The organism is Mesobacillus sp. (assembly GCF_057785455.1).
This window is the reverse complement of the sequence record NZ_JBYNSB010000012.1, coordinates 59,507-84,552: the sequence shown is the minus strand read 5'-3', so window position 1 is coordinate 84,552 and position 25,046 is coordinate 59,507. Positions and strand designations below refer to the sequence as shown.

The window sequence follows — 25,046 nt, the reverse complement described above, 5'->3', positions numbered from 1 at the left end:
GGCTATGAGTACTTTTTTAAAAGGAATGTCCATCCTCGTGATTGCGACTTTTCTGGGCGAAGTGGTGGAGTTCCTTGTTAACATGATATTGGCGAGGGAGCTTGGGGAAAGAGGCATGGGGCACTTCATGACGATTTTGCCAACGATTTTCCTGATTATGATGCTAGCAAGCTTTGAACTGCCGGTTTCGATCTCGAAAATGGTTGCCGAGAAGGATGAGCTTTACCACCGGAGCATGCTCAGCCATGCGATCAGGCTTGCGGTGACCTTTACAGCAGTGTTATTCCTTGCAGCAGCCATTATCCTGCCGGTGGTTCCGGTTTTCCAGGACTATCATCCGCTGCTCAAATGGGTAGTGCTGTCGCTGATCCCGGTGATGACGATTTCCGCGATTGCCAGGGGATTTTTCATGGGAAAACAGGAAATGGGCAAAATTGCGGTTTCCCATTTTCTCAGGAGAATTGTGCAGCTGGTCCTGTTAACGGTGTTATTCCAGTTCTTTGAATTTGGCAGCGAAGCAGCCCTGCTTGTTGCTTTTTGCACACTGGCCGCAAGCGAGCTCGTCGTCTTTCTTTATCTGCTGCATTTATTCATCATGTCCTATCAAAGAATCAGGAGGATGCCGGGCAAGACGCTCAGCGGGAGGGAGGTCAGGAAAAATCTTGTCGCAGTTTCCGTTCCGACGACAGGCCTGCGGATTTTCCATTCTCTCACCCATGCGGTCCAGCCATTTTTAATCAAGGCGGCAGTGATAAGTGCTGGCGTTTCTTCGGAAACGGCGACAGAGCAGTTCGGGATGATGGCGGGAGTGGCGATGACAATTGGCTTCTTTCCAGCATTCATAGCTCATTCATTTTTGATTATCCTGATTCCAACCGTATCAAAAGCCTACGCTGAAAAAGAGTTTCATAAGCTGCAGAGGCTGCTTCAGCAGGTCATGCTTTTGACTTTTCTGTATGGCCTGCCCGCAGTTACAGCCTTTTTCTTTTTGGCCGAGCCGATAACGGCGAAATTTTTTCATTCCAGGGATGCTGCGGTCTATGTGCAGCTGCTCGCACCGTATTTCCTGTTCCACTATTTCACGATTCCAATGCAGGCATATTTGATTGGTCTCGGACTAATCAAGGATGCCTTCATCCATTCTGTTTATGCGACAGTAGTCACTTTTTCGCTCATCTATCTGTTGGGGTCCCGGCCGGAATGGCAAATGGAGGGAGTCATCGTTGGCATGAATACCGGAAGCCTTGTAATTCTCTTTTTGCATTATTTGACGATCTGCAAAAAAATCGGGATCACCTGGCTGGCGAGGAGCGTCCGGCATACCCGCTACTAATGAGTTTAATGAAGGGTTTTTCAGTATGATTGTAGAATGTATTAGGAAAAGCTGACAGGAGGGGATCCAGTGGAAAAGGTGCTGCGCGGGCATCATCTCCTATGTGTGCATGGATTCAGGGGGATGGGCTACAGTCCCGAATTTGTTAAGACAATGCAAGGAATAGTCAATGATATTCGCGATCCGAATCAGGATTTTTACATAAAGGTAGTGGCAGCCTTCGACGATGCCTGCATGTCATGTCCGCACCGAGGACTAGAGATTTGTGAGGCAGGTGAGGGTTCAAATGAACATGTTCTGTCAATGGATGGGAAAATCATCTCCCATCTTGGCCTCCAACCAGGGAAAAGCTATCTCAAGTCCTATCTGGTAAGTTTGACAGCAGAAAAAGTCGTTCCCGATGACCTTGATCACCTATGTAAAAACTGTTCCTGGCTCCAATACGGAGTATGCAAAGAAGGCATAGCCGACCTGCAAAAGAAGCACGAGGTACGTCCCCGTGCTTCCACTTGAAGCATGGGGACGTACCTCATGCTTCCATTTTTGTAGGTCAGGCATCCTTGAATTTTTCATCTATGGATGGATTATGTCCATATAGAATAAGGCGGTCTCCAGGCTCCAATTCGGTATGATAGGATTTATTCCTGACATTGATGTCGCCTCTCTTGATAAATAAAAGCATGATATCGTCTTCGCGATCAATAATATCATCAAAGGTTTTTCCAGCAAAGCGTGAGTCTTCCTCAATCGAAATTTCACGGACATCATCCTCATCGTCCATTAACAGCACATCCTTGATAGGCAGGTCCGCCAATTCATAGTGCTCCTCTAATTCACTCTTCAACTTGCTTTCAAGCATTTTTTTTACATAGGGTGTACGGATAATCAGCAAAACGGCGAGAAGAACGCCGGCAATATAGGCTATTTCCATGGCGTAAAACGTATCTGACAGCAGCTGTGTAATAGCAGAAATGATGACAGCGAGCGAGAACGCACCGAACAAAATCAAAAAGGAACCCCATCTTCTTCTTACAGGATGGTCAATGATCAATTCGGATTCCCCCGTGGTAAAGCCCGTTCCGGTCAGCATAGAAATCACCTGGAATCTCGCCACTTGACGTTCAAGGCCTGTGGCGGTGAAAATTGTGGTATTGATCTCAATTACGGTGAAAACAATGACCAAGTAAACGAAAATAAACAAGATGCCCATCCGTCCGGCACCTCCGATCCACATAATGATTTTAGTATTCTATATTTACCCTTAAATTACACAAAAATAGCCCGGGGAAGCATATCCCCGGACATTTTTTCAGCTTCCCGCCATTGAAGGGGGTTAGCTGTTTATTGATTCTGTAAATTCTCGTTGTAATAGTTGACTCCATACATTGCGCCTTCGCTGACCATCTTGTTGTCCTCTACGTCCAGCGGATCGGGATTGCCTGCTTTTTGGACAGGAAGAACAGTTGTTTTAGCTGGCATGAGCTTGTCCTTAAGCTGAGTTGCCATTTCTGTCAATTTCGTTTTATTTTCAGGTTTCATAGCCATCCACAATGCCGCTGCTCCAACACCAAGCATGACAGCTGATTTCATTGGACTTGAATTGGTTTGCATGATTTAGTCCCTCCTAGTAATACACCTTTGCTATAAAAGTGTTAGAGGCCTTGAAGCGATTTTGTCTGCCTCGTTGATATTATTTACCCGCACTTTTGGGATGGAAAACCTTTTTCAAATGGAAGGCCATCCAGTTTTAACCTGAGTTTGTTTCAAAGTTTTCTTTTAGGGGAAGAGTATTATTTATAATTCCTTTAAAAAGAAAGGCATGAGACTGATGCAGCACACTTTTAACGAGGGAAAATGGAAATGGTTCGAGTTTGATGAGAGTCAAACAGCTGAAATTAATGAGATCATTTCAAAATTTCCGACCTGCCATGAGTGGTATAAAAGTATTGAAGCAAATGAAGCCAATTACCTTCAGGTCAATACGCAAACCAGAGGAGAGGAATTTATTTGGGGCTCCTTGATTTACAGGCAGGATATCGAAGAGAAGCATGAGAGGAATTTATTCCATTTCTATATCTGTAAGGAATTCTTTGTCACCATTGATTTTGATTTCGATGTCCTTGACGCTAGCTCTCTGGGAATTCTCAAGCAGATGGATCAGGCGGAAAACGGTGTGGAAGGTTTTTTTATTTTGCTGGGAGAGATTCTATCAAGCTATCTCCTGAAAATTGATGCATATGAAGAGAGGCTGCATGAGCTTCTTTGGAAGATGAAGGAGCAGAATAACCTGCAGATCCTCGAGGAGATCTATGAAAATAGGCATGAATTGCTGATTTGGAGAAACCTCCTGGTTCCGATCGTTGAATTGAAATTCGTTGGAGAAGAGGCATATGGCAAAGAAATCAGGGAAATGACGGAATTCAGCCGGGTGGCAATCCGTGTGGAAAGGGCCCAGGCGCTCCTGGCAGCCTATCAGCATGAAATTGACACGATGATCAATCTGGAGGAAGTGGTATCAACGCATCGAGGCAATGAAATCATGAAAACATTGACTGTTATCACGATTTTATTCACGCCAGTCATGGCCTGGGGGGCGCTTTGGGGAATGAACTTCAAAGTCATGCCTGAGCTGGAATGGAAGCTAGGCTATGCGATGGCTGGAGGCTTGATTTTGATTTCAACTGTCTGGCTGTATTTTTACCTGAAAATGAAAGGCTGGATGGGAGATATTTTAAAGGTCAAAGGAAAGAACAGATTTTTTGGATAACAAAAAAATCGCCGCATATGGGCGATTTTTTTGCGTTTTATTCCGCGAGCTTTACGAGCATATGGGCCAGCTTGTGCTGCTCCTCTTCATTGCCGACCTTCCAGAGCTCCCTTAAAAGCTGCTCCTCGCGGTTGCGCGGCTCTACTTTTTCAGCCAAGTAATCAGCGATTTGCTGAGCTGTGTTTGCCAGCTGCTCATCACTTAATCCGGCCGTTCTGCCAAGCTGGATACGCTTGCTTAAGTAGGATTTGAATTCATTGAAATCACCGAGAATCTCATCTGCACGGTCGCTGTCCATGCGATTGAGGGTCTCGTCCACCTTGCTAGTATCTACTTCGCCGTCTTTATGGATCATATGGTCTTTTTCCATGATAAAACCTCCCTCTGAAAGATAGTTATTAAATATCCGGTTGTGATTGAGTGTAAACCTGGGAGAGCGCATTGGAGTATAGGGACAGCAGTTATTCATTAAAAAAGGTGCAAGCCATCCGGCCAGCACCTTTTTTAAGTCCGAACCAACGGACGATGGGAGGAGTATTAAGTTTTGCTATTCAATTTTCCGCTGGGGTCAATCGATCTTAAATATATCGATTTAAGACCAGCGTGCCTTGAGACAGCAGCGCAAATCTTCCTCCGCTTGCATAGCCAATGACGTATTCCGAAGTCGACGTAAAGTTCTCCACTTTAACCAGCCCCTTCTATGTGTATTGGCGTTGCTCAATCCTGCGGACAAATATGGAGTTCTTATTCATCACTGCTTATCAAAACATTAACACTGGGGCAAATCGATCTTAAGTATATCGATTTAAGACCAGCGTGCCCTGAGACAGCAGCGCGAATCTTCCTCCGTTTGCTAAGCCAATGACGTATTCTGAAGTCGCCGTAAAGTTCTCCACTTTAACCAGTCCCTTCCGTTTTGGTAATTGGCCTCGCCGATCCATTGGACCGTTTTCCAAGTCATATTCGGTTAACTTAATCTCAAAAACTCACTGGGGCCAATCGGTGTTAAGTCCATCGATTTAAGACCAGCGTGCCTTGAGACTGCAACGCGAATCTTCCTCCGTTTGCTAAGCCAATGACGTATTCTGAAGTCGCCGTAAAGTTCTTCACTTTAACCAGTCCCTTCATTGTGTTGTATTGGCCTTGCACTCTTTATATACCCGGTAGAAATAACAGAAAACTTAATAAACTTGATTAAAAACTGGTTTTTATACCATTTTAAGGAAAATAAAAGAGGCAGCCAATGCGGCTGCCTCTTCGTGCTCAACTTAATCCCGATTCGATAAAACGCCAAAGAATCGAAGGATATATAGGAATAAGTTGATAAAGTCGAGATACAGGTTTAAAGCCATCAAAGGAACTTCTTCAGGGCTTACTCCATAATGCTTCATCCGGTTGAAATCAAATAATACATATCCGCTGAAGACGAGGATTCCAATGAAGGAATAAGCCATCATCCCAGTGGAGCTCAACGGCCAGAAGATGCTGAAAATGCTGATTGCTATCAATGCCAGCAGGGCTGCCATCAGCATGCCGCCAAGGAAGCTAAGGTCACGCTTTGTTTTTGCAGCGTAAAGAGCAAGACCCGCGAAAACAACGGTTGTTGTACCTAGAGCATTGATTACGACATTCGCACCGGATGTCGCTACATAGTGCGCGATCACAGGGTACATCGTCATACCGGAAATGAATGTAAAGATGTATAAGAACGTATAGGATACCGCTTTTCTTTTTCTTAAAAAGAACATGCTAAGCAGCATGACTACTTCGATAATAACCAGCGGCAGGAACAGTGCAGGCGGAACGTAGACACCAGCCATAACCCCTGCAAAAGCGATTGCCAGGGAAATCGCAAACGTGCGCATCACCGAAGGCATTACATTTTTCTCTGAATAAGCGTACATTCAATGTCACCTCATGAAATTTATGTTTGATAATATATACGGTGACAGGCTCAAGAAGTTTCATTTATTTTTTTATTTTCTTTTAATAAATCACGGATTTCCATGAGCAGTTCTTCCTTCATATCAGGTTTCACTTCAACCACCACTTCCTCTTTCTTCTTGCGGAAGCGTGTGACCAATTTAATGAATAGGAAAATGGCAAACGCCGTAATGAAGAAATCAACCACTGACTGTAAAAATGCCCCGTATTTTACGGCCTTATAGCTCAGCTTCGAGAAATCTTCACCAAAAGTGATGAGTCCGACAATCGGCATGATAATATCATTCACCAGCGAAGTGACAATCTTGCCAAACGCCCCGCCGATGATCACCCCGACAGCCAGATCCAGCACATTGCCCTTAAGAGCAAATTTCTTGAATTCATTCCACATAAAAAAAGAACCCCCTGTAAATATATCTATCCAACTCCTATTTTCCGAGATACACCAGCAAAAAGCAATAGGAGAAAGGGGGAGGGGGGGGAGAAGTAAAGTAAAGTGAAGTTAAGTTAAGTTAAGTAAGTAAAGTAAGAGAAGAGCGTGCAGTACACCACCGCGCCACCGCGCCGGGGGTCAGACCCCCGGCGCTTCACCGCATCAACACACCGGGGGTCTGACCCCCAATGCGTTGATGCGTTAATTGATCAGGCGCATTTTGAGGGCTTTGACGGCTGCTTCTGTGCGGTTTTTTGCGTCTAGTTTTTGGATGATGGCGGAGATATAGTCCCGGACGGTGTAGCTGCTGAGATGAAGGCTGTCGGCTGCTTCGTTGATGGAGGCTCCTTCGGCGATGAGCTTGAGGACCTCGCGTTCACGCATTGTCAGGACGGCGCGCTGTGTGCCAAACAGCTGGACGGCATCATCCCAGTACCTGTTCAGCAATTCGCCGCCATATTGTCCGAACTTGATCAGTGCCGTCAGCGTCTGGTTGTTTACCGTGAATGCTGTGTTCTCGCCACGGTCGAGCAGGCCTAGGCCGATGAGTTTATTTTCAGCAGGAACATAAATCGGGAGGACAACCAGCGATTTCAGGCTGTATTCCCGCACATATTTATCAGGCAAAACCTCCGCTGCATCTTCTATGAAAATAGGCTTCGACTGGCTGAAATGCTTCAAATATTTAGTCAGCAGCGGAAACTCGGCGATGCTCTCCTTAATCTGCTGGACAGAACCCGCCTGCACATTATGCGCATGAACCCCGACCCCGCTATGCTCGCCTGGTGAATAGATGAATAAAGCACAGCGTGAGAAAGGAAGATAATCGACAAGGCCCTGAGTAATCATCTTCACCGCCTCGGCAGCACTCTGCGATTGCAGGAGACGCTGCTGGAACAATAATGTTGCATCCTTCCATTCCAGCTCGTGCTCGAGATGGTTCAGCTTCATCTGCTTCAGATACATTTTCCGCAACGTCTCAATCTGCTCCTCAGTAATGGCTTCAGCCTGCTTTTTTACACAAACCATCAGTGTCTCATTCAAGACAGGAATCATGATCATCTGTGAATCTTCCATTCCTGGCGTCAGCAGCCGCGACAGCGCCAACGACAGATCATCTGCCTTCTCTGCCTGCAGTCCTTCACACATCGAAATCAGCTGGTCGTTTACCGCAAGGCCGTCTGAACAAACTACCTTGCGAACTCTGTAATGGCTTTTTTCATTTCGGACAACTGCCAGCCAATTGCTTGGGAACGTACGCAAGCTCAGCATTGTCCGCAGCCATTTATCATCCTGGCATTCGAGCTGCTGAGTCCTTAACACTTTATCGATAATTCTTGTGAAAAAAACCTGTACAGCCTGGTGGTCCAGAAATCCAGTATTTCCATTTTGCCGGAGCACTTTGTGAAACAGGTTTTCCACAGCACTGATCAAAAATATCGCCTCGACGTCATCCACGAACTCCCGATTCTTTGATTGCCATTTATGTACAAGCGCCATGATGAAATCATTGGATGACACAAAATTATATTTCTCCAAATTATGAAAACCGAAAGCAATCATTCTTTCAAAATCCGAAATGAGCTCATTTTCCCACATCTTCAGGCTGCGCTTGAATTCTGCCCATTCCTTCAGAAAGGGCTTCTCGTTTTCCTTTAAAAGCAGCAATCCCTTAACGGCCAAATCTTCAATCTTATGTTCCATACAGGATCCTCGCTCTCTTTGACTGATAAGCTCCGTTAAATTTGAATATTCATTTCAATACGATGTTGATTGTAGTGGAAGGCGCGTAGACTCCTGCGGGTGCAGCTGGACAGATGAGACCCCGCAGGAGCAAAGCGACGAGGAGGCTCAGCGCCAGCCCCGCGGAAAGCGAAGCGCCTGGAACGAAAATCAACAGTGAAATTTAACAGGCCGAACTGATAAAAAACAATTCGTTTCAATATTCAGATTTCTGTACGTCGTTTTCTATATACCCGACAAATGACGGGCTTAACAAAATAGTTACGATATTTTCCGCGGTTGGACTTTGGATATTTTGGGGATATGTTAGAAGAAATTGAATTAATTTTGAATTTTAAAAAAATTTAACGGAGGTGGCTTCATTGAACGAAGCTGTCGTAATGGAAAGCAAGACGAATAAAAAGGTTTTTTGGACCTCGCTGGCAACAGGAGTGCTGCTGCTTGGCCTGCTTCTCGTTTCCTTTGGGCTGTCGGGAGTGGCCTATGCGGTCCCAATAGCCGGGGTCGGCGACTTTTATGTTGAATTCGATAAGCTGGAAGGCCAGGGATACAAATTTTATCCGAAACTTGGAGAAACAAGCAGCTCTGACGCAACTCCGCAGGGTACCAACTTGATTGAAACACTGACAATTGACAATCTCCAATTATACAAGGATTTTCAGGTTGGCGGAGAGTGGATCAGGGTGAAAATCCAGGCTTCAAAGCCCGTGCAGATTTCTGGGCTGCAGCATGATGCAGGGCTGATCGAGGCAAATGCCAAGTTCCAAAACCTGGCGCTCGCAGAACACAAGAGTGATGACTGGACAAAGCAATTCCAGCAAACATCGAGCACAATCATTCTTGAAAACGCAAAATTGAAGACGCATTATCTTTTCCAGGAAACCATCAATATGGCCGGCATGAAATTGACTGTTGAAAAAATCAATAAAAAATAACAGGAGGTGACCCTGATGGTTTTTAAAAAGTGGAGGCATACCAGGCCATTTATCGGCTCGATTCTTACTGTCCTGAGCGGCCTGATGATTTTATGGGTGCCGCTGAATCTCTATTTAAGTACATTCCTGCCAGGCTCAATTGCGGTCATCGGCCTGCTGTTTGGCGGACTGATCACATTGATGGGGCTGATGTCTTTCTTTTTGCCGAGTGCTTCTAAGGCTCTGGGAATCATCGTCATTTTTCTGTCGATCTTATCCGTGATTGGCGCGCTTGGTGGATTTTTGTTTGGAACAATTTTCGGGATCATCGGCGGTTCACTGCTTACTGCATGGCGGCTGGTCCCAGCAGAGCAGGTGCAGGCGAAACCAGGTAAAGAAATCACTGCGCAGCCTGCCAAAACAGGGTGAAGGGGAGAGACAATGACGGTTTCCTGGCTGTTAAAAAATAGACTGATGTTGTTTGCCCTTAGCATACAGCTTGTGGCAATGTCCTTTTTTCCATATTTACAAAAAGCAGATGCTGCTGCCAATGAGGGAGGCTTCATAATCCAGGCAGACAGGGTAGTCGGTGAAAATATGACGGCGATGATCGTCACCGGAGAGACCTCTGGCTCCAACTCAAAACCGATGCTGAGGATTCGATATGATTCGGTGCAAATATACGGCATGAAATTGACGAAGCAGTTCCAAACAGGAGGCGGCATGGTAAGCATCACGATGAAAGCGGATGGGCCGGTTTCCATTAAAGGGATGCAGGTCGATACGACAGCCATCTCCTTCAAAGGGGCCTGTGTCCATGCAGCCAAGCTGATCCCAAGCGCTGCGCTCGAGAACGTCACGATGGTGGCCCACTCCATGACAGCCGAAGACAGCAGCCTTGATCAGCTGCAGCTGAAGACGGTCAATGGTGATGGCGGGGTGCAAAAGCCGGGGACGTTAAAAATTCTTTCTGAGTTAAGCTCGATGCCGATACAACAAATGAAGAAGGAAATTTCAAAGATCACAAAAGGCCAGCTGCCCCTGACATGTGATGGCAATCCATTAAAGGATGGAGACCTTCTTGATGGAATTGGCGCTGTGACCGATCCATTACTCGCACCAATCGCTGAAGCTGCAGATCCATTGGAGGGCACCGTTGGAAAAATAACCGACCCATTAGAGGATACGGTAGGAAAAGTCACTGACCCTCTTAAGGATACGATTGGCAAAGTGACGGACCCGCTGAAGGATACGGTAGGGAAGGTAACGGACCCGCTGAAGGACACAGTAGGAAAGGTAACGGACCCGCTAAAAGATACCGTTGGGGCAGTGACCGACCCATTGAAGGACACTGCCGGGAAAGTTAAAGACGACGTGGTGGAGCCGGTTGTCGGCAAGGTCACTGAACCTGTAAAAGAAACAGTGAAAACGACAACTGATACTGCAAAAACCGTTGCCCAGCCGGTCGTTGAGCCAGTAAAAGAAACTGTTGACCAAACAGCGAAAACAGCATGTGAAAAATTATCTGAAGCTAACGGGCAAATCACAAAGGAGCTGGGATTGGAGCTCATTGACCAGGCATTAAAGGAAAATAAAACTCTAGTTGAACTTTGCCCGGCAGATTCTACGCTGAGCCAGGAACTTGAAAGCTTCACAGAAGAGATGCTGGATTCCCTGGGGCTGCTGTCACTATTGGGCTTAAAGCCAAGTGAAGAGGAACAGCTGAATAAAATGAAGGATGCTATTTTAAAAGAACCGGATGGGTCAATCCTCTCGTTTGATTGAGGCTAGTTTTCGAGAGGGATGGGGCTCGAGGTGTTAAGGAATGAGTGCAGCGCGGGACCCAAGAGGCTTGATTATAAGATCGCAAAGGAAAAGGCAGGGGAACGAGCCCCCTGCCTTTTTGCTAGTATTTTATCGCAAATGATTTATATGTATCTGTTTTTTCTGTTTCATTGACTTCAATATGGTTGACATGTGAGAAAGGGTTGCCTCTGCGGACCTCGTCGATGAAGCGTTCCAGGGCAGCTTTTTCACCGGAAGCGAGGATTTCCACACCGCCTCCCTGCAGGTTTTTCACCCAGCCGGTAATTCCATATTGGATCGCCTTCATTTGAGTATAATAGCGGTATCCTACACCCTGAACTTCTCCTGACACAACAATATGTAATTGAATCAAGACGTCGCCCCCAGATTCCCATTTAGTTAGCAATCTATCTAATCATGCTTCATTACTTCTATTATAGCATACTGGCGGGAACGGTATAGGGTAAAAAAAAGCCGCCCCATTAAGTAAACTGTACCCTGCGAGCAGACACAAAAAAAGTGGCTTCTATAGGGTACAGTTTACAAGCAGGTGCGGCTACTGGCATTATCAGAAATTAGAATGCCCAATCACCATTGCGGAAAACAGCCTCAGCTGAACCATCTTCAGTGATGCCATCGATATCCATTTTGTCAGAGCCAATCATGAAATCGACGTGAGTGATGCTTTCGTTCAGGCCATTTTCAGCGAGCTCTTCAGACGACATTTTCTTGCCGCCCTCGATGCAGAACGCATAGGCACTGCCGATAGCGAAGTGGTTGGATGCATTTTCATCAAATAGTGTATTGAAGAAAAGAACATTTGACTGGGAAATTGGCGAGTTGAATGGAACGAGCGCCACTTCACCAAGATAATGCGAGCCTTCGTCTGTCGCTACAAGCTGCTTGAGGATTTCTTCGCCTTCCTCTGCCTCGACGCCAACGATCCTGCCGTTTTCAAACGTCAGCTTGAAGCGGTCGATGATATTTCCGCCGTAGCTGAGCGGCTTCGTGCTTGAAACATAGCCATTCACGCCAGTTCTAACAGGCACAGAGAATACTTCCTCCGTTGGCATGTTCGCCATGAATTCATGGCCATTCTCGTTAACAGAACCAGCACCTACCCAGATATGCTTCTCTGGAAGCTCAACTGTCAAATCAGTGCCAGGAGCTTTATAGTGAAGCTTCTTGTAGCGTTTGCTGTTCAGGTAGTCCACTTTTTCATGGAGAGATGCATCATGCTCTTTCCAAGCTGCAACAGGATCCTCAGTGTTCACGCGGACTGCCTTGAAAATGGCTTCCCACAGCTTCTGCACTCTTGTTTCTGCTGGCTCATCAGGGAAGACCATATTCGCCCATCCCTCGGAAGGAGCGGCAACAACTGTCCAGCTGACCTTGTCTGATTGTATGTACTTGCGGTACTTCGATAATGCTGTCCCAGCTGCCTTTTGGAAATTGGCGATACGCTCGGATTTAACACCCTTCAAAAGGTCAGGACTTGAAGAAACGACAGACATGAATGCTGCTCCATTTTCTGCAAGTGCTTCTACTTCACGGGCACGCCATTCAGGATACTCGGTGAAAGCCTCATCAGGCGCAAGCTCGTATTTTGTTCTGGAAACGACATCATCATTCCAGTTGACAACCACGTTTTTAGCGCCAGCTTCATACGCCTTTTTTGCAACCAGGCGCACAAAATCCGCAGCATCAAGCGTAGTGTTGACGACAAGCGTCTGGCCCTCCTGGATATTAACGCCAACCTTGACAGCAAGATCCGCATATTTTTCTAAATTCGTCAGGAAATCACTCATTAATTTCGCCCCTTTTCTGAATCTTCTTTTATATTGTAACGATTTTATAGGAAAAAAGAAACTGAATGCGTTCGACTTGTGTGGACAAAAAGCAGGAGGTGGCTGTCTGGAGAATTTTTGAAACCTGCAGGTAGGGAACTGTGTTTAAGGAATACCGTTCAGTTCGAGGGCTGAAGGCTTTATGGGAGGAAGTTCATGTGAACTTGTTCTGATGCCTTTTAACTGAGAAATTGAAAAAGCACAGGAAAAAGAATCCCTGTGCTAAATAGCGCCGGCTGCCTTACTTTTTTCGTACAGCCGGAACATTACCCAGTATAGGCCAGCGCTCAACAGCGCGAGGATGCTGAGGATGATGAATGTCCATCCATAGCCGATCCAGACAGTAAGCGGAATCGTGATAGGTGCGATTGTTTTACCGATTGTGTACCTCAGTGATGCCGCCGCGAAATATTGCCCGCGCATATGCTCTGGTGCCAGATTGGAGATGAAGGTCTGCTGCAGGCCAGCCGTCATCAATTCGGCCAGCGTGAAGACAGCCATTGCGGCAATCAGGCCCCAGATCCAGTTTGTTGAACCGAACATGAGGATGGCCACTGCATAGGTGACAGAGGATAGCACAAATACATTCCGTTCCGTGAAGCGGGTCACCCATTTTGTGACGAAAACAGTGAACAAGGCGACAAGCAGGCCGTTTTCCGAAAGAATCAGCCCGAAAGCCTGCTCGCCATTGACCGTGAAGACCTTGCTGCCTAGCTCGAACACTGTCTGATTTTGTACCGTATCCTTAGTGTAAACAGGGAATAGCAGGTCAAGCTGCATGAATGTTTGCGCCGCAAGAACTCCCGAAATGATGAACAGCAGGAAAACTTTATCCTGTACAATGACCTTGTAATCAGCCAGCTGATTTTTAAGGAAATCATACCATTTTCCATCCGCCGCCTGTTTCACTCTTGCTGAATCCGGTACGGTCTCCCGAGTCCATCTGGAAAGCACCAATGCCAGCAGGATGGAGATGATCCCGACAGCAACCAGCAATTCAAAGCGGTATTTTACGTAAAAAAGTGCCCCGAGAATCGGCCCGACTACAACGGCGATATTGATCGAGGTGTAAAAAATCGCGAAAACGCTGCTGCGGTCCTTTTCCGGCACAACATCTGCGACCATTGCCTGGCTGGCCGGCCAATAGATCGAGCCGAACACGCCAACAAGCGCGAAGCAGATAAAGCCGAGAATCGGTGATGTAAACCATGGCGAAACCGCGTACGCAAAGACGAGAAAGGCAACACCTTGACCGAATGCCGAGATGACCATCATCCGTTTGCGGCCGAACCGGTCTGCTGTATAGCCGCCGAGCAGATTGGCAAACACCGAGAACAACTGTGAAAAAATCAGCAGGAATCCTGCCTTATCCTTTCCGAAGCTTTCGGCAAAATAAATCGTTAAAAACGGGAAAAACATCCAAAAAGTAATATTCATCAAAGCCTCGCCAAATAGGCGGATTTTGAGGTTGCGGTCCCAGTCTCTTAATCTCATGATGTTTCTCCTTTTCCATAAGTCCAACGAATATCATACTATTTTGAAGGAAGATTTTACAAGTTAAATACAAGGAAAAAGCGGCACAGGGCCGCTTTTAGTTAAATGGTATGTTTGGGGACTTCCCAAAGTTTTTCTGGTTGGTCTGCAAAAATTACTCTTTATCCTCAAGCGCTGCTTTCAGCAAATCGCCAAGGCTCGTTCCGAAGCTGGACTCGGCTGGGCTGTATTTTTCCTTCAGCTTCCGCTCCTCGCGTTTCGAAACGCCCTTTTTCTTATCCTCAGCCTTCTCGACGACATTGCAGCGGCGGCATTGGAAGTAGGCACCTGCCTTGCCGTTATGGATCTCCATACGTTTGTGGCATTGAGGGCAGCGGCGCTGGGAAAGCTTTGGATCCTTATGCTTGCGGAAATTGCATTCCGGGCTTGAACATACGAGGATTCTGCCTTCCTTCGTTTTCCGTTCCTTCATGAATTCGCCGCACTCAGGACATTTCGATCCAGTCAGATTATGTGCACGGTAAGACTTGTCACTTGTTTTTATCTCAGAAACAAGGCGGGCAGTCTGTTCGCGGATCCGCTGCTTGAATGCCTTCGGGTCACCCTTGCCGCGGGCGATTTCCTCAAGCTCTTTTTCCCATTTTGCCGTAAGCTCAGGGGAAGTCAATTCCTCATTCACCAGGTCGATCAGCTGTTTGCCTTTTTTCGTAGGGAACAAGCGGCCGTTTTGGCGTTCAACGACTTCAGAACTGATAAGGCGTTCAATAATTTCCGCCCTGGTAGCCGGCGTGCCGAGACCGAATTTCTCCATTTTAGCAAGGATATCCGATTCGGAAAGGCGAAGCGGCGGTTCGGTCATTTTCTTGTTCAGGTTCACCGGGCCGATTGAATAGCTCTTGCCTTTTTCAAGATGGCCAAGGCTTTGTTTGGCGGCCTGGTCATCCTCGTCTTTTACGAGGACCTTTTTAAAACCAAGATCAAGGACGTTTGTTTCGCGCGCTGATAACGATTCACCTTCGACAATGAAGCTCGCGTGGATTGTTTCGTATTCATACGCAGGATAAAACAACGCCAGGAAACGGCGGACGATTAAATCGTATAGTTTTCTTTCGTCAGGTGACAGATCAGCGAGATGCAGCCGTTCCTCTGTCGGAATGATGGCGTGGTGATCAGTAACTTTTTCATTATTGAACACGCGGCGAGCCAACACTTTTCCTTTTTGGGCAAGCGCCGGCTTTGCTTCATCCTTGTAGCCGGACAAAATTCCCTCAAGGCGGTCCGCCATTGTTGCTTCCATATCGGTTGTCAAATAGCGTGAATCCGTCCTTTATCTATTAACAATTGTACATAAATAGTTTCTGTGCATTAATAGCCAACGCCCCTTTTTTTATCAACGTTTCTTCCTAAAAAAATTTAGTTTTATTGTGCATTAATCTGTTAAATGATATGGTTGCTATTAAGATTACCAGGTTACTATTTATACAAGGAAGGGTTTATATGAAAAGTAAAAAAAATGTAGTTGACTTTGATCGAAGTGGATATATCAAATTTATTGTTCGATCGGTTTGGTCACAAATTGGTAAAAACAAAGACGGCAGTAAGGTTGAAAAAGAATTTGCAGTTATTGCAGTTAAAAACAGACGAAACAATAAGTCGATGATACATCCTTTAACAGACTTTATTTTTTATAAGTGGAAGTACAGTGCTTTTAATACTATGAAATCTCATGCCTATAATCTAGTTAAGTTCCTTAATTACCTTATTGAGAATAAAAATTATTATAACCTTTCTTCCATAACCGAGATAGATTTAGAACATGGTAGTGATTTTCTAAATGATTTAACCTATAATCAAGTTCCTCGTAGTACTGTACAAAAAATAGAAAGAACCATTACTGAGTTCTATATCTATTTAGCAAAAAGAAATTTCATTTGCATTGAAATGGATATATTCGAGAAGAAGACCAAACCCTACAATAAATATGAGACTTATTATGTCTCCCCTTTCCATAATGTTAACTACCTAGGAGATAAAAAGAATAATATTTTACATACCATACCTGATGAATTCATTCTATATTTCTTAGAAATAGCCTTTCAAACCAAAAGTGCAATTGCATTAGGGGTGTATATGCAATTTTTTGGGGGATTAAGGGTTGGGGAAATTGTAAACTTACGACGAATGGATGTAAGTACTCTTGGGTCCTATGGTGAAAATGGATTAGTTCTTAACCTTGAAAGTCGGAACCTAAGAACCGATCTTAGTAATACGTCTGGATCAAATTATGTTAAAAAGCCTAGGTATCAGTTGGTATTAGGGTACAAAAATTGGGCAAAGGTTTTTTATAAAAATCATCTCGAAAAATATCCTGCTACAAGTGGTTCAGATCCACTTTTTATAAACAAACATGGCTATGCTTTAACAGGACAAAGTTACAGATATAATTTTAACAAATTAAAGGAAGAGTTTCTTTCATATTTAAGAAACTCAAAGAATGTAGATGATAAAATGGCCTCACTGACCCTAGCAAGTTTCAAGTGGTCAACGCACTTAGGAAGAGGTGTTTTTAGTAATCTTTTAGCTGAAGAAGCGAAAAATCTTTATGAAGTTTCATTTCCTCGTGGAGACAGTAGCTTTGAATCCGTTATGCCATACTTTGCGAATACGAACAGAATGAAAGAAAAGTTAGAAAACCGATTAGATACTCTATATGGATCAAGCAGTCCAGAGCTTACAAAACCATGATTCAAGTGTAAGTTAAATCAGAGAGTTTGAAAGGGTGTGCTGAAAGATGTCCTATTTAAATGTTGAGGAAGCAGCTAAAACACTATCCTGTGATAAAAGTACCGTTAGAAGCTATATGAAAAAAAACAAACTTCCGAATGCGATCCAAAAAGAAAATAGTCGTTCCTATCTCATACCTGAATCAGACATTGATACTCTTAGACAAGAACTTGCCACCGTTCCCGAAGGTTACCTAACAATTCAAGAAGTTGCATCAAGATTGTCATGTTCTGATTCCAACATAAGAATTTATATCAAACAAGGAAAGTTCCCTAATACAATTTCAAAAAAACACGGTCGAGGCCGATTAATTCCGAAATCTGATGTGGAAGATTTCGAACAAGCCCTTGAACCAGATGGTTATGTCTCCTTAGAAGATGCTGCTAGTATGGTGTCGTTAAACCCTAATACTATTCTTCGTTATATAAATGTTGGCACCCTTTCTTATCACAAAGTTGGACGGAAATATTGGATTCTTGAAAAGGATATACTTAACTTACAACAAGATTTAAGCATACCAAAAGGGTACATAACAACTAAAGAAGCTGCTAAGCGAATGTTGTGGAGTGAAAGTCATATTTTAACCTACATTAGAACAAATAAACTCCATAATGCGGTTTTAAGAGGGGCCGGTCTAGGTTATCTTATTCCAGAATTGGATATTGAAAATTTAAAGACAAACTTAGAGTTACCAGAAGGATACATACCATTAAAAGAAGCAGCAAAAATATTAGATATTAGTATAGCTACTCTTAGAGACTATATTAAAGCTAACAAATTTCCAAACACTATTTTCAGAAACCAAACTGAAGGTTATTTAATATTAGAATCAGATATCTCAGCATATGAAAAATCTCTTGTGATACCTGATGGCTTCTTAACTGTGTTTCAAGCTGCGCAGAAACTCGGCTGTCATGAGGAGTCAGTTAGGGAACATATCAGAAAAGGAAACTTCCCTAACTATATTCGCGGTCATAAAAATGAATACTTAATATTAGAAACAGATATTCAATTACTTGAAATGCAAAAGCCAATTAAGTTACCTGGATATATAACAATCAAAGAAGCTGCTGAAATATTGGCTTGTCATCCAGATACTATAAGAAAATATATAAAAGAAAATAAATTCCCAAATGCTATCTTAAGGGCACGAAGAGAGGGCTATTTAATCCCTGAAACAGATATTGAAAGTCTTGAGTTAACTTTATCAATTCCTCCAGGCTATTTAACCATAAGTGAAGTTGCTGAAAGGTTAAAATTTAGCAAGGGCTATACTAAACAGCTTATATTATATAATCGATTTCCAAGAGCTTATAAAATGTCAACAGGAAGTTGGGTTATTCCAGAAGCAGATATTGCTGATTATGAAACCTCACTGTATCAGCAGTTTACACCTGAAACTAAAGGTCAGTTCACTACTCTCGATGCGATCAATAAGTTTAAATACAAATCCTTGAATTTGGAAATACCAAACACACTCCAAGGTTCATTTGATTTGTATATGGAATTTGTTAATCACACGCTATCTAATAGTAAAGCAAATGGAGATACACTAAACAAGAAAGTCGTTTATTACGCAAATACAATTGATGCTATAATATCGATTATTCCTAGAGAAGTATTTCTTCTTACAGATAGAGAAATTGAAGGAATACTGCAATCAAAAAGCACTCCTGATTATGTCAAACAATACTTTGTTTCTTTTCTTCAATATTGTGCAAAACGTGTGAATTGTAATTTTAAAAATAATTATAATATGGCAAACAAGGGTTCCAAAGACAAAAATATATATAGCTTTGAAAAGTTTATGGACTACTACAATTATGTAAAAAATATTGAGGTTCATGTCCCAGAAGCAATAAAAACTAAAACAATTGCTCAAACGTGGTTATTTGTTTTAATGCATATGATTAATGCCTGGCGTAAATCAGATATTATTCACGGGCTTCCTTCCATTGATCTGGATGATATCAAAGTCAACTCGCTTAGTTACTTTGAAAAAGAAAGACTATCGCAAGAACAAGCCCTATTAATTGCAAATCAGGTCTATTTAAAAGTAGGGAAATTGCGGATTTCCAAAACGGGTGCACTTGGACAGTTTTTGTGTCATAACGATCTTGTCGTTCCATTTGCAACTGCCGTAGTAATTGTTGAATTGCACCGTAGAAAATGGAAAGATATCTTATTGCTCGAATCCATCAGGCACAATTTCATTAACAAAAAATTTTTTAAGCATAAGAAAGATTTGTCGGATTTTAAAAGTTTAAAAATGAACAGAACTCTACTAACCTATTATTTCCACCATATTAATGAATCAGGAAAAGATGCTGATATTTCATACGAATTAACACGAACGATGCGATATCATAAAGATCAAGACTCAACAACTGTTTATATACAATTTACGAATGAAGATGGGCCTCTAGATAATGTTTCACTTAACCTGTTTAATCGCGGCCATTTTGGTTGGTTGTATAATAGTATGATTAACTTATATACGGATCAGGGTTCACAGACACTAGAAGAACGAACAAAGATGATACAGTTATACCGTGACGGCTATGCACCTATTCAATTGGAAGGTCTATCGTCTTTCTTACTAAAGGAACAAAATAATGAGAATTCGTTACCATTGCGCTTAGCAATGATGTCAAAAAAAGAATTAGAAATTAAATTAAAGAAGATTTTCCACGGAGAATTGCCTGCTAAAATGAAACATGCTCAATGCTTTATATTTCCTAAATGTAGTAATAATGCGGCTACCTCCTGTTTAAATTGCGAATATATTATACCAAAAGACTACCTATTATTTTCAGTAGGTGAGGAATTAAAGAGACTGATTGAATCAATAAAATCAACGAAATTTGAGGCAATACGAAAAAGAGATTCATCTCTGTTATTTAAGGTTTTATTTATTTTAGAACAAGCAGCGGTTGAGTTAGGTAGAGAGCATATTGGAACATTTATTGACTTAAGGGATTTAAGAAATTCTTTAATTGATATTCAAGATGATTTATCTGTTACATCTAAGGTATCAGAAACCAAAGTATAAAGGGTTGTGGACTTGTGATCTCACAAAAAAGAATAAAAGATTTAGGGAAATCTATGAATATAAATATCATTGAAAATCATAGATTTGATAAAACAAATATCTCTCAATACTATAATATTTTTATGGAATATAAATTAAAAGGTTATCTTGAAGCAGATTGTTTTGACGATACTATCTGGACACTTTGTGACCGTTTTAGAAACACACGATCTTTGAAGTTCGAACTTGAACTATTTCGCGAATTAAATATTGCTCTGAAGTGTTTTGCCCTACTTCAAATTTCATCTGAATTTACAATTCATCATACACAACACGTTGTTACCTCAATAAAAGAAGCGATATATATTAGCAAAGGATTTAGCTTAGGGGCTTTACCAGAGTTGGAAGAATACATTAATCAATTTGGGTATAGCAAACGGAATAGTATTGCTTTGTACACAGTCAGATTTCTGCATTTTTTCAGTCATTCTAATGCTGCTGAATATATTGAAAAATGTACCCCTTTATATCAATATATTCAAAGAAATAGAAAACTTCCTAAGTACGAATCTATCCTAGTATTTGATGATGTAATAAGTGACTTTGAAAACACTTGCAATCAACATGAACGGGCAAAATATTACCCAATATTATTATGGTGGAAAATAACAACGATTATACCTTTGCGTCCTAGTGAATTTCTCCTATTGAAGAAAAACTGTATCACGAAAAACCAAGATAATTCATATTGGATCACAGTCCCAAGGGAGAAACGGAAATACGAAAGTTATAGTGATATCGATGTTGAAGACACGCTTCAAATTAACCAAGAAACATATAGATTATTAAAAACATATCAAGATATGCTACCAAATGATTATACGTCGAACTATTTAATGTCGTATGAAACCTATTATAAGTATCTAGATTTAAAGAGAGATACCTACAAAAAGGATCGCTCTGTTCTACTATTATCACAATTTCAGTGGCTATTAGATAATTTTTACAAGAAAGTTATGGGAGGTAAATATAAATACTTAGAAGTAGAGCAAGTTTCTCCTGGTGACACAAGGCATTTCGCCTTTTGCAACATGATGCTACAGGGGTTTAACATGCTATCCATCGCTAAAATGGGTGGACATAGACGATTAAGAACTCAACAAAATTACTGGGGACATATTGAGTATTTTGCAGAGTCAATGGTATATGTTTTGTCCGAGAATAATCGATTAGACCGATTAAATAAATCTATGTCAGACGGTATATTTACTGTTAAAGGCAAACTTGACAAACATCGTATTTATGAGCTTAGTGACTTTGAGACACTAAGACCTGTTGAATATGGATATTGTACAGATTCGAATTTTCCAAATAACTGTACTGGTGATTGTCGATTTTGTGATTTTTATCATTTCAATCCAGAGGAAAATCTCACAGACGGAATTCGTTGGTTAACAGATTGTTCAGACTTATTAGACCGTCGTATCAGTAATCAAATTAAGTTATTAGAACATATTAATCAAAATATGAAATTTAATCTAGATACTAACTATTATTCGACAATTGATCAGGAAGAACTATCTTCTACCGCAAATGAACTTAATAGGTTGATGGAACAAAAAGCTATGGTAGACTCACTAATCCCAAAAAGATTTGAGGTGAATCCAGATGGAACCGAACAAAAATAAAAAAGGTCGTCCTAATAGGTATACAGAGGCTGAACTTAAGTCAATACTTGAGAAATATGTTAAAGATAATCCTGGGAAAGTAACTTACCTACAATTAGAGAAGGCAACCAAAATCAAACGCCATGTTTGGTCACGGAGAATGGCCCATGTGATTAATAGATTGAATCAACCTATCATTAGTCAATCCTTAGTTACAACAAATCATTCTCTCCCCCTTCCAAATATAGATGAATATATTACAAGATTTGAAAATAATAAAAAGGGATTAAGGGATGCTTTGTTTAATTTAAACGAAGTCATTCAGTCTCTTTATGAACAAAACTTAAAGCTAAATAAAAAAGTAAAGGATACAGAAGACTTAGAGGAGATTATCAAACAAAAAGAAAAAGAAATAAATGAACAGCAAGCCATTATTAAACATTATGAAAGTCTTGTAATTGCTAGTACTAATCCAAGTGTAAGGCGAGAAAAAGGAATACGAGATAATGTAATTTCCATAAATGAACAGAATAAACAGGAGAGTCTCAGCCTGGATCTTAAGAGTAGTTTCGCAACATTATTTGATGACTAAATGAGAGATAAATCAATTTATTTCATCATCACTTTTCTGATTCCAAATTTGTATCTTACCTAAACAAAACTATAGATGGATATAGCATGATTTCTAGATAAAAACAAAGCCGATATCCTTTGTGGAATATCGGCTAGATATTATAAAAAATCGTTATCCTGCATAACAAGGTAATTTGGATACATCTTTATCGAACGTAAGGGCAGCCAGCCTCATTCCTTCTGCCACTGTCAAATAGGGCGCGAGGGTTTCGTGAAAATCTGCTACTAATAAACCGAATTTATTAGCTGAAAGTCGCGGCATTAATCACATTTCCTGCGTTTTCGAGACACAATGAACCCCTAATACTTTCATTGTGTTTACAATAAGCGCCTTAATCGTGATATCGTTATAAATATTTTCAAATAGATGTACAATTTCTAGTCCATGATGTGTTCATACATCGCCAAAGTAACCACTCAAGAAACTTTGATTATTTACAAAATCACAGACAGTGAAAACTAAAAACTTCCTCTTCTCTGATATGTACCATAATCTTTAATATCTAATTCAACAATTAACTCCACATTATATTCAGGCCATACATCTTTCCACTTTCCATCCTTGTATGGTTCTGAAAAAACTCCTTTGGTATAAAGACCTATCTTTAAAGGATCAACATGATTTGATTGGAGCGTTTGTATAAGTTCTTCCATTGACTTTTTAATTTCACTTTGTATATCTGATTTAAGTTCTAATTGTTTTTTTTCTATAGTTAAGTCTTTGGATCCCTGATATTCATTAATTATACCTCGTAACTTCATGCTTATCTTTATTTTTTTTCCCTCGTTATTTACTTGAAACTTAACGTCAGAGTTAACGAGTCCCAAATTGAGATGTAATTTTTGTAATGAAAATACCTCGTGATAATTCACTTGTCCAGTTAGAAAGTCAAACAATTCAGCCTCGTTTAGTTTGAACCGGTGAATTAATTTATAATCCTTAAATAAGACCAAACCATTAAAATGCAATTCCCCTTTCACCATTGAAAAAAATGGCAAGTAAGGGTCTGCATAATTAGAATGAATTGATTTTATAAATTCATGTAAGTCTACAACTAGGATTTCTCCTTGATTTTGGTTGTGCTTCATTTCCCTATATAGAAGATAATCAGTAGATGAGTTGGAAATCATTAGATTCTTAAAATCTCCTTCAACGATTCCTAAATATACCCTGTCAGATATATCCGTATCCATATATAATGCAGTGACAATCTCCTCAATACTTTCTTCAGCAAGTTCTTTACTAAAAAAAGCGATTCTTAATTGTCCATCTTTAATACTTCTGAAGTATTGAGAGTTTAATTTTGATTTAATATCCTTTATAAGTGATTCTTCTGTGGTTATTACTGCTCTTTTTTCACGCTTCACAGGAGGAACCATAGTGGTTACCCTATACTTTTCATTCTCCCCCTTTTCAAAAAAATACAAAACTACAGGCGCAATCTCCTCAATAGTATTTTCTCCAATATTGCATGAAGTTAAAATCCAAATGATTGGTAGAAAAACAAATAGTGTTCTTTTTTTCATTCTTTTTTCACCTTTTTTATTATAAATAAGACTAATGGTATTACGGTATATACAAGGGCAGTTAAGTACACATAATAATTTAACCAAATTTTCGCTTGATCGCTTTCTGCCCAATACTTATTTTCAACGAATAATATTATCCAAATCAGACAGAAACTATAAATGATATAGGTTATGTTATTTAGTTTTGTCTTAAAGGTATAAAAAAATCCTTTGAAAATAAAGAAATTCACGAAAGATAAGGAGAATATCAGTGGAAACATAAAAAAGGATATAATAAACATTTCAAGCCGATCTATGATAGGAAGCTGCATATACCTAGCCATGGACACTAGAGGATATTCCACTTTTTCTAAGTAATTTTGACCGAAGAATATGACAGATAGATAAAAAAAGAAAGAAAACTCCAACAAGGTTAAAGTATTTCCTATTGTAAAATAAGTAAAAACTTTCTTCGTTGGTAAAACCCCTTTTCGAAGCAACAAAATTAATTCTGGTCCTGAAAAGGCAGAGAGTACATAAAATAGTTTACTTATATCTTTTTCCATAGAGAAGCCATTCCATATCGGTATAAAATCATTAAAAGTGGAGGTCGGGGCAAATAAAACTTGAATATAAAAAAGGATAATCCAAGCAGAAAAAATAAAGGAGTAGACGGAAAATCTGGTAATGTTTTGAATTCCCTGATAAGTTAAATAGACAACCAAAATTCCAAGAACTATAATAATACTTATTATCCTGTCATATCTAAGTAAATATAACTGAATCACCTTGGCATATCCAATGATTATAACAAGTAACTTTACTAATAAAAAACCGACTCCCGTCGCTAATGTTAAATTGATGAATAGTTTTGAAAGAGCCCCTCCTTTTTTTTCCTTATCACTTTTTTTATATGTAATCCACCTACTAATAAAAAATAAATTAACCTGAGATATAACAAATCCAAGAAGTAAGATCCAATAGTTATCACCACTTATTAGTTGTGTCGGTAAAAGCAATAAAGTATAACCGACTTGCAACCGATTGACAACAAACACCCAATTCCAACCACTAACCTTTATTTCTTCCCTATGATTTTTTAATAAGGGTAACTCTCGAAACAAAAATTGAAACATCTAAA

21 protein-coding genes and 2 pseudogenes are annotated in these 25,046 nt (G+C 41.1%); 10 read left to right on the top strand and 13 right to left on the bottom strand.

Translation table 11 applies throughout. The annotated features are described in order from the left end of the window. Positions 1–4: 4 nt before the first annotated feature. Positions 5–1,333, top strand: a complete 1,329-nt coding sequence (locus tag AC3EBE_RS03050; protein ID WP_488593534.1) for a polysaccharide biosynthesis protein — start codon at positions 5–7, stop codon at positions 1,331–1,333. Between the two features lie 123 nt (positions 1,334–1,456). Beyond that, positions 1,457–1,846 (top strand): DUF1284 domain-containing protein, encoded by a 390-nt coding sequence (locus AC3EBE_RS03045; RefSeq protein ID WP_488593906.1) that lies wholly within the window; start codon positions 1,457–1,459, stop codon positions 1,844–1,846. A 37-nt stretch (positions 1,847–1,883) separates the two neighbouring features. Here AC3EBE_RS03045 and AC3EBE_RS03040 read toward each other — a convergent pair whose 3' ends face one another. Both AC3EBE_RS03040 and AC3EBE_RS03035 read right to left on the bottom strand, forming a co-directional pair. Then, positions 1,884–2,543 carry a TrkA C-terminal domain-containing protein gene (locus AC3EBE_RS03040; protein WP_488593533.1) on the bottom strand — a complete coding sequence of 220 codons (660 nt, stop codon included), beginning with the start codon at positions 2,541–2,543 and terminating at the stop codon, positions 1,884–1,886. A 131-nt stretch (positions 2,544–2,674) separates the two neighbouring features. Beyond that, positions 2,675–2,944: a hypothetical protein gene (locus tag AC3EBE_RS03035; protein WP_488593532.1), complete on the bottom strand. Its 270-nt coding sequence runs from the start codon at positions 2,942–2,944 to the stop codon at positions 2,675–2,677. 217 nt (positions 2,945–3,161) lie between these two features. On the opposite strand from AC3EBE_RS03035, the gene AC3EBE_RS03030 reads away from it, so the two are divergent. Continuing rightward, entirely contained in the window at positions 3,162–4,100 is a 939-nt protein-coding gene (locus AC3EBE_RS03030; protein ID WP_488593531.1) for a magnesium transporter CorA family protein, read from the top strand. Between the two features lie 37 nt (positions 4,101–4,137). Here AC3EBE_RS03030 and AC3EBE_RS03025 read toward each other — a convergent pair whose 3' ends face one another. From AC3EBE_RS03025 to AC3EBE_RS03010, 4 genes are all read right to left on the bottom strand, one after another. Continuing rightward, positions 4,138–4,470 carry a DUF3243 domain-containing protein gene (locus AC3EBE_RS03025; protein WP_488593530.1) on the bottom strand — a complete coding sequence of 111 codons (333 nt, stop codon included), beginning with the start codon at positions 4,468–4,470 and terminating at the stop codon, positions 4,138–4,140. Positions 4,471–5,368: 898 nt separating this feature from the next. Beyond that, a complete protein-coding gene (locus tag AC3EBE_RS03020) occupies positions 5,369–6,004 on the bottom strand; it encodes a Bax inhibitor-1/YccA family protein (protein ID WP_488593529.1) in 636 nt (211 codons plus the stop codon). 50 nt (positions 6,005–6,054) lie between these two features. Then, complete coding sequence (gene mscL, locus AC3EBE_RS03015) at positions 6,055–6,435, bottom strand: large conductance mechanosensitive channel protein MscL (protein ID WP_488593528.1); 381 nt, start codon at positions 6,433–6,435, stop codon at positions 6,055–6,057. Between the two features lie 243 nt (positions 6,436–6,678). Beyond that, positions 6,679–8,181, bottom strand: a complete 1,503-nt coding sequence (locus AC3EBE_RS03010) for a response regulator transcription factor (protein WP_488593527.1) — start codon at positions 8,179–8,181, stop codon at positions 6,679–6,681. Between the two features lie 401 nt (positions 8,182–8,582). On the opposite strand from AC3EBE_RS03010, the gene AC3EBE_RS03005 reads away from it, so the two are divergent. The 3 genes from AC3EBE_RS03005 to AC3EBE_RS02995 are packed head-to-tail and all read left to right on the top strand — an operon-like array spanning position 8,583 to position 10,919. Further along, positions 8,583–9,155 carry a DUF6230 family protein gene (locus AC3EBE_RS03005; RefSeq protein WP_488593526.1) on the top strand — a complete coding sequence of 191 codons (573 nt, stop codon included), beginning with the start codon at positions 8,583–8,585 and terminating at the stop codon, positions 9,153–9,155. 15 nt (positions 9,156–9,170) lie between these two features. Next, entirely contained in the window at positions 9,171–9,563 is a 393-nt protein-coding gene (locus tag AC3EBE_RS03000; RefSeq protein WP_488593525.1) for a DUF6114 domain-containing protein, read from the top strand. A 12-nt stretch (positions 9,564–9,575) separates the two neighbouring features. Beyond that, positions 9,576–10,919 (top strand): hypothetical protein, encoded by a 1,344-nt coding sequence (locus AC3EBE_RS02995; RefSeq protein ID WP_488593524.1) that lies wholly within the window; start codon positions 9,576–9,578, stop codon positions 10,917–10,919. Positions 10,920–11,040: 121 nt separating this feature from the next. On the opposite strand, the gene AC3EBE_RS02990 is transcribed toward AC3EBE_RS02995, so the two are convergent. The 4 genes and pseudogenes from AC3EBE_RS02990 to AC3EBE_RS02975 all read right to left on the bottom strand — a co-directional run. Then, a complete protein-coding gene (locus AC3EBE_RS02990) occupies positions 11,041–11,313 on the bottom strand; it encodes an acylphosphatase (protein WP_488593523.1) in 273 nt (90 codons plus the stop codon). Positions 11,314–11,515: 202 nt separating this feature from the next. Continuing rightward, complete coding sequence (locus tag AC3EBE_RS02985) at positions 11,516–12,748, bottom strand: aminopeptidase (protein WP_488593522.1); 1,233 nt, start codon at positions 12,746–12,748, stop codon at positions 11,516–11,518. Between the two features lie 261 nt (positions 12,749–13,009). Further along, entirely contained in the window at positions 13,010–14,281 is a 1,272-nt protein-coding gene (locus AC3EBE_RS02980) for an MDR family MFS transporter (RefSeq protein ID WP_488593521.1), read from the bottom strand. A 154-nt stretch (positions 14,282–14,435) separates the two neighbouring features. Next, positions 14,436–15,608: pseudogene (locus AC3EBE_RS02975) on the bottom strand (DNA topoisomerase); the annotation flags it as partial. Between the two features lie 170 nt (positions 15,609–15,778). Between AC3EBE_RS02975 and AC3EBE_RS02970 the strand changes: the two are divergent. The 4 genes from AC3EBE_RS02970 to AC3EBE_RS02955 are packed head-to-tail and all read left to right on the top strand — an operon-like array spanning position 15,779 to position 22,355. Beyond that, positions 15,779–17,026, top strand: coding sequence for a hypothetical protein (locus AC3EBE_RS02970; RefSeq protein ID WP_488593520.1), 1,248 nt, complete (start codon positions 15,779–15,781; stop codon positions 17,024–17,026). A gap of 46 nt (positions 17,027–17,072) precedes the next feature. Further along, a complete protein-coding gene (locus AC3EBE_RS02965; RefSeq protein ID WP_488593519.1) occupies positions 17,073–20,117 on the top strand; it encodes a helix-turn-helix domain-containing protein in 3,045 nt (1,014 codons plus the stop codon). 14 nt (positions 20,118–20,131) lie between these two features. After that, entirely contained in the window at positions 20,132–21,784 is a 1,653-nt protein-coding gene (locus AC3EBE_RS02960) for a site-specific integrase (RefSeq protein ID WP_415814301.1), read from the top strand. Further along, positions 21,765–22,355, top strand: coding sequence for a hypothetical protein (locus tag AC3EBE_RS02955; RefSeq protein ID WP_415814300.1), 591 nt, complete (start codon positions 21,765–21,767; stop codon positions 22,353–22,355). The genes AC3EBE_RS02960 and AC3EBE_RS02955 overlap by 20 nt, the downstream gene beginning before the upstream one ends. 153 nt (positions 22,356–22,508) lie before the next feature. Here the strand turns inward: AC3EBE_RS02955 and AC3EBE_RS02950 are convergent. The 3 genes and pseudogenes from AC3EBE_RS02950 to AC3EBE_RS02940 all read right to left on the bottom strand — a co-directional run. Further along, positions 22,509–22,712 (bottom strand): annotated as a pseudogene (locus tag AC3EBE_RS02950) (mercury(II) reductase); the annotation flags it as partial. A 143-nt stretch (positions 22,713–22,855) separates the two neighbouring features. After that, a complete protein-coding gene (locus AC3EBE_RS02945; RefSeq protein WP_488593518.1) occupies positions 22,856–23,923 on the bottom strand; it encodes a Ger(x)C family spore germination protein in 1,068 nt (355 codons plus the stop codon). Further along, entirely contained in the window at positions 23,920–25,041 is a 1,122-nt protein-coding gene (locus AC3EBE_RS02940; RefSeq protein ID WP_488593517.1) for a GerAB/ArcD/ProY family transporter, read from the bottom strand. Before AC3EBE_RS02940 ends, AC3EBE_RS02945 begins: the two co-directional genes overlap by 4 nt. Positions 25,042–25,046: the final 5 nt, after the last annotated feature.

What these genes read in the sequence shown, in the direction of transcription:
- AC3EBE_RS03050 (WP_488593534.1), top strand. Translation starts at nt 5, where the DNA reads ATGAGTACTTTTTTAAAAGGAATGTCCATCCTCGTGATTGCGACTTTT.
- AC3EBE_RS02965 (WP_488593519.1), top strand. Translation starts at nt 17,073, where the DNA reads ATGTCCTATTTAAATGTTGAGGAAGCAGCTAAAACACTATCCTGTGAT.
- AC3EBE_RS03040 (WP_488593533.1), bottom strand. Translation starts at nt 2,543, where the DNA reads ATGGGCATCTTGTTTATTTTCGTTTACTTGGTCATTGTTTTCACCGTA.
- AC3EBE_RS03025 (WP_488593530.1), bottom strand. Translation starts at nt 4,470, where the DNA reads ATGGAAAAAGACCATATGATCCATAAAGACGGCGAAGTAGATACTAGC.
- AC3EBE_RS02980 (WP_488593521.1), bottom strand. Translation starts at nt 14,281, where the DNA reads ATGAGATTAAGAGACTGGGACCGCAACCTCAAAATCCGCCTATTTGGC.
- AC3EBE_RS02945 (WP_488593518.1), bottom strand. Translation starts at nt 23,923, where the DNA reads ATGAAAAAAAGAACACTATTTGTTTTTCTACCAATCATTTGGATTTTA.
- AC3EBE_RS03045 (WP_488593906.1), top strand. Translation starts at nt 1,457, where the DNA reads ATGGGCTACAGTCCCGAATTTGTTAAGACAATGCAAGGAATAGTCAAT.
- AC3EBE_RS02940 (WP_488593517.1), bottom strand. Translation starts at nt 25,041, where the DNA reads ATGTTTCAATTTTTGTTTCGAGAGTTACCCTTATTAAAAAATCATAGG.
- AC3EBE_RS03035 (WP_488593532.1), bottom strand. Translation starts at nt 2,944, where the DNA reads ATGCAAACCAATTCAAGTCCAATGAAATCAGCTGTCATGCTTGGTGTT.
- AC3EBE_RS03010 (WP_488593527.1), bottom strand. Translation starts at nt 8,181, where the DNA reads ATGGAACATAAGATTGAAGATTTGGCCGTTAAGGGATTGCTGCTTTTA.
- AC3EBE_RS02985 (WP_488593522.1), bottom strand. Translation starts at nt 12,748, where the DNA reads ATGAGTGATTTCCTGACGAATTTAGAAAAATATGCGGATCTTGCTGTC.
- AC3EBE_RS02955 (WP_415814300.1), top strand. Translation starts at nt 21,765, where the DNA reads ATGGAACCGAACAAAAATAAAAAAGGTCGTCCTAATAGGTATACAGAG.
- AC3EBE_RS02970 (WP_488593520.1), top strand. Translation starts at nt 15,779, where the DNA reads ATGAAAAGTAAAAAAAATGTAGTTGACTTTGATCGAAGTGGATATATC.
- AC3EBE_RS03020 (WP_488593529.1), bottom strand. Translation starts at nt 6,004, where the DNA reads ATGTACGCTTATTCAGAGAAAAATGTAATGCCTTCGGTGATGCGCACG.
- mscL (WP_488593528.1), bottom strand. Translation starts at nt 6,435, where the DNA reads ATGTGGAATGAATTCAAGAAATTTGCTCTTAAGGGCAATGTGCTGGAT.
- AC3EBE_RS02995 (WP_488593524.1), top strand. Translation starts at nt 9,576, where the DNA reads ATGACGGTTTCCTGGCTGTTAAAAAATAGACTGATGTTGTTTGCCCTT.
- AC3EBE_RS03000 (WP_488593525.1), top strand. Translation starts at nt 9,171, where the DNA reads ATGGTTTTTAAAAAGTGGAGGCATACCAGGCCATTTATCGGCTCGATT.
- AC3EBE_RS03030 (WP_488593531.1), top strand. Translation starts at nt 3,162, where the DNA reads ATGCAGCACACTTTTAACGAGGGAAAATGGAAATGGTTCGAGTTTGAT.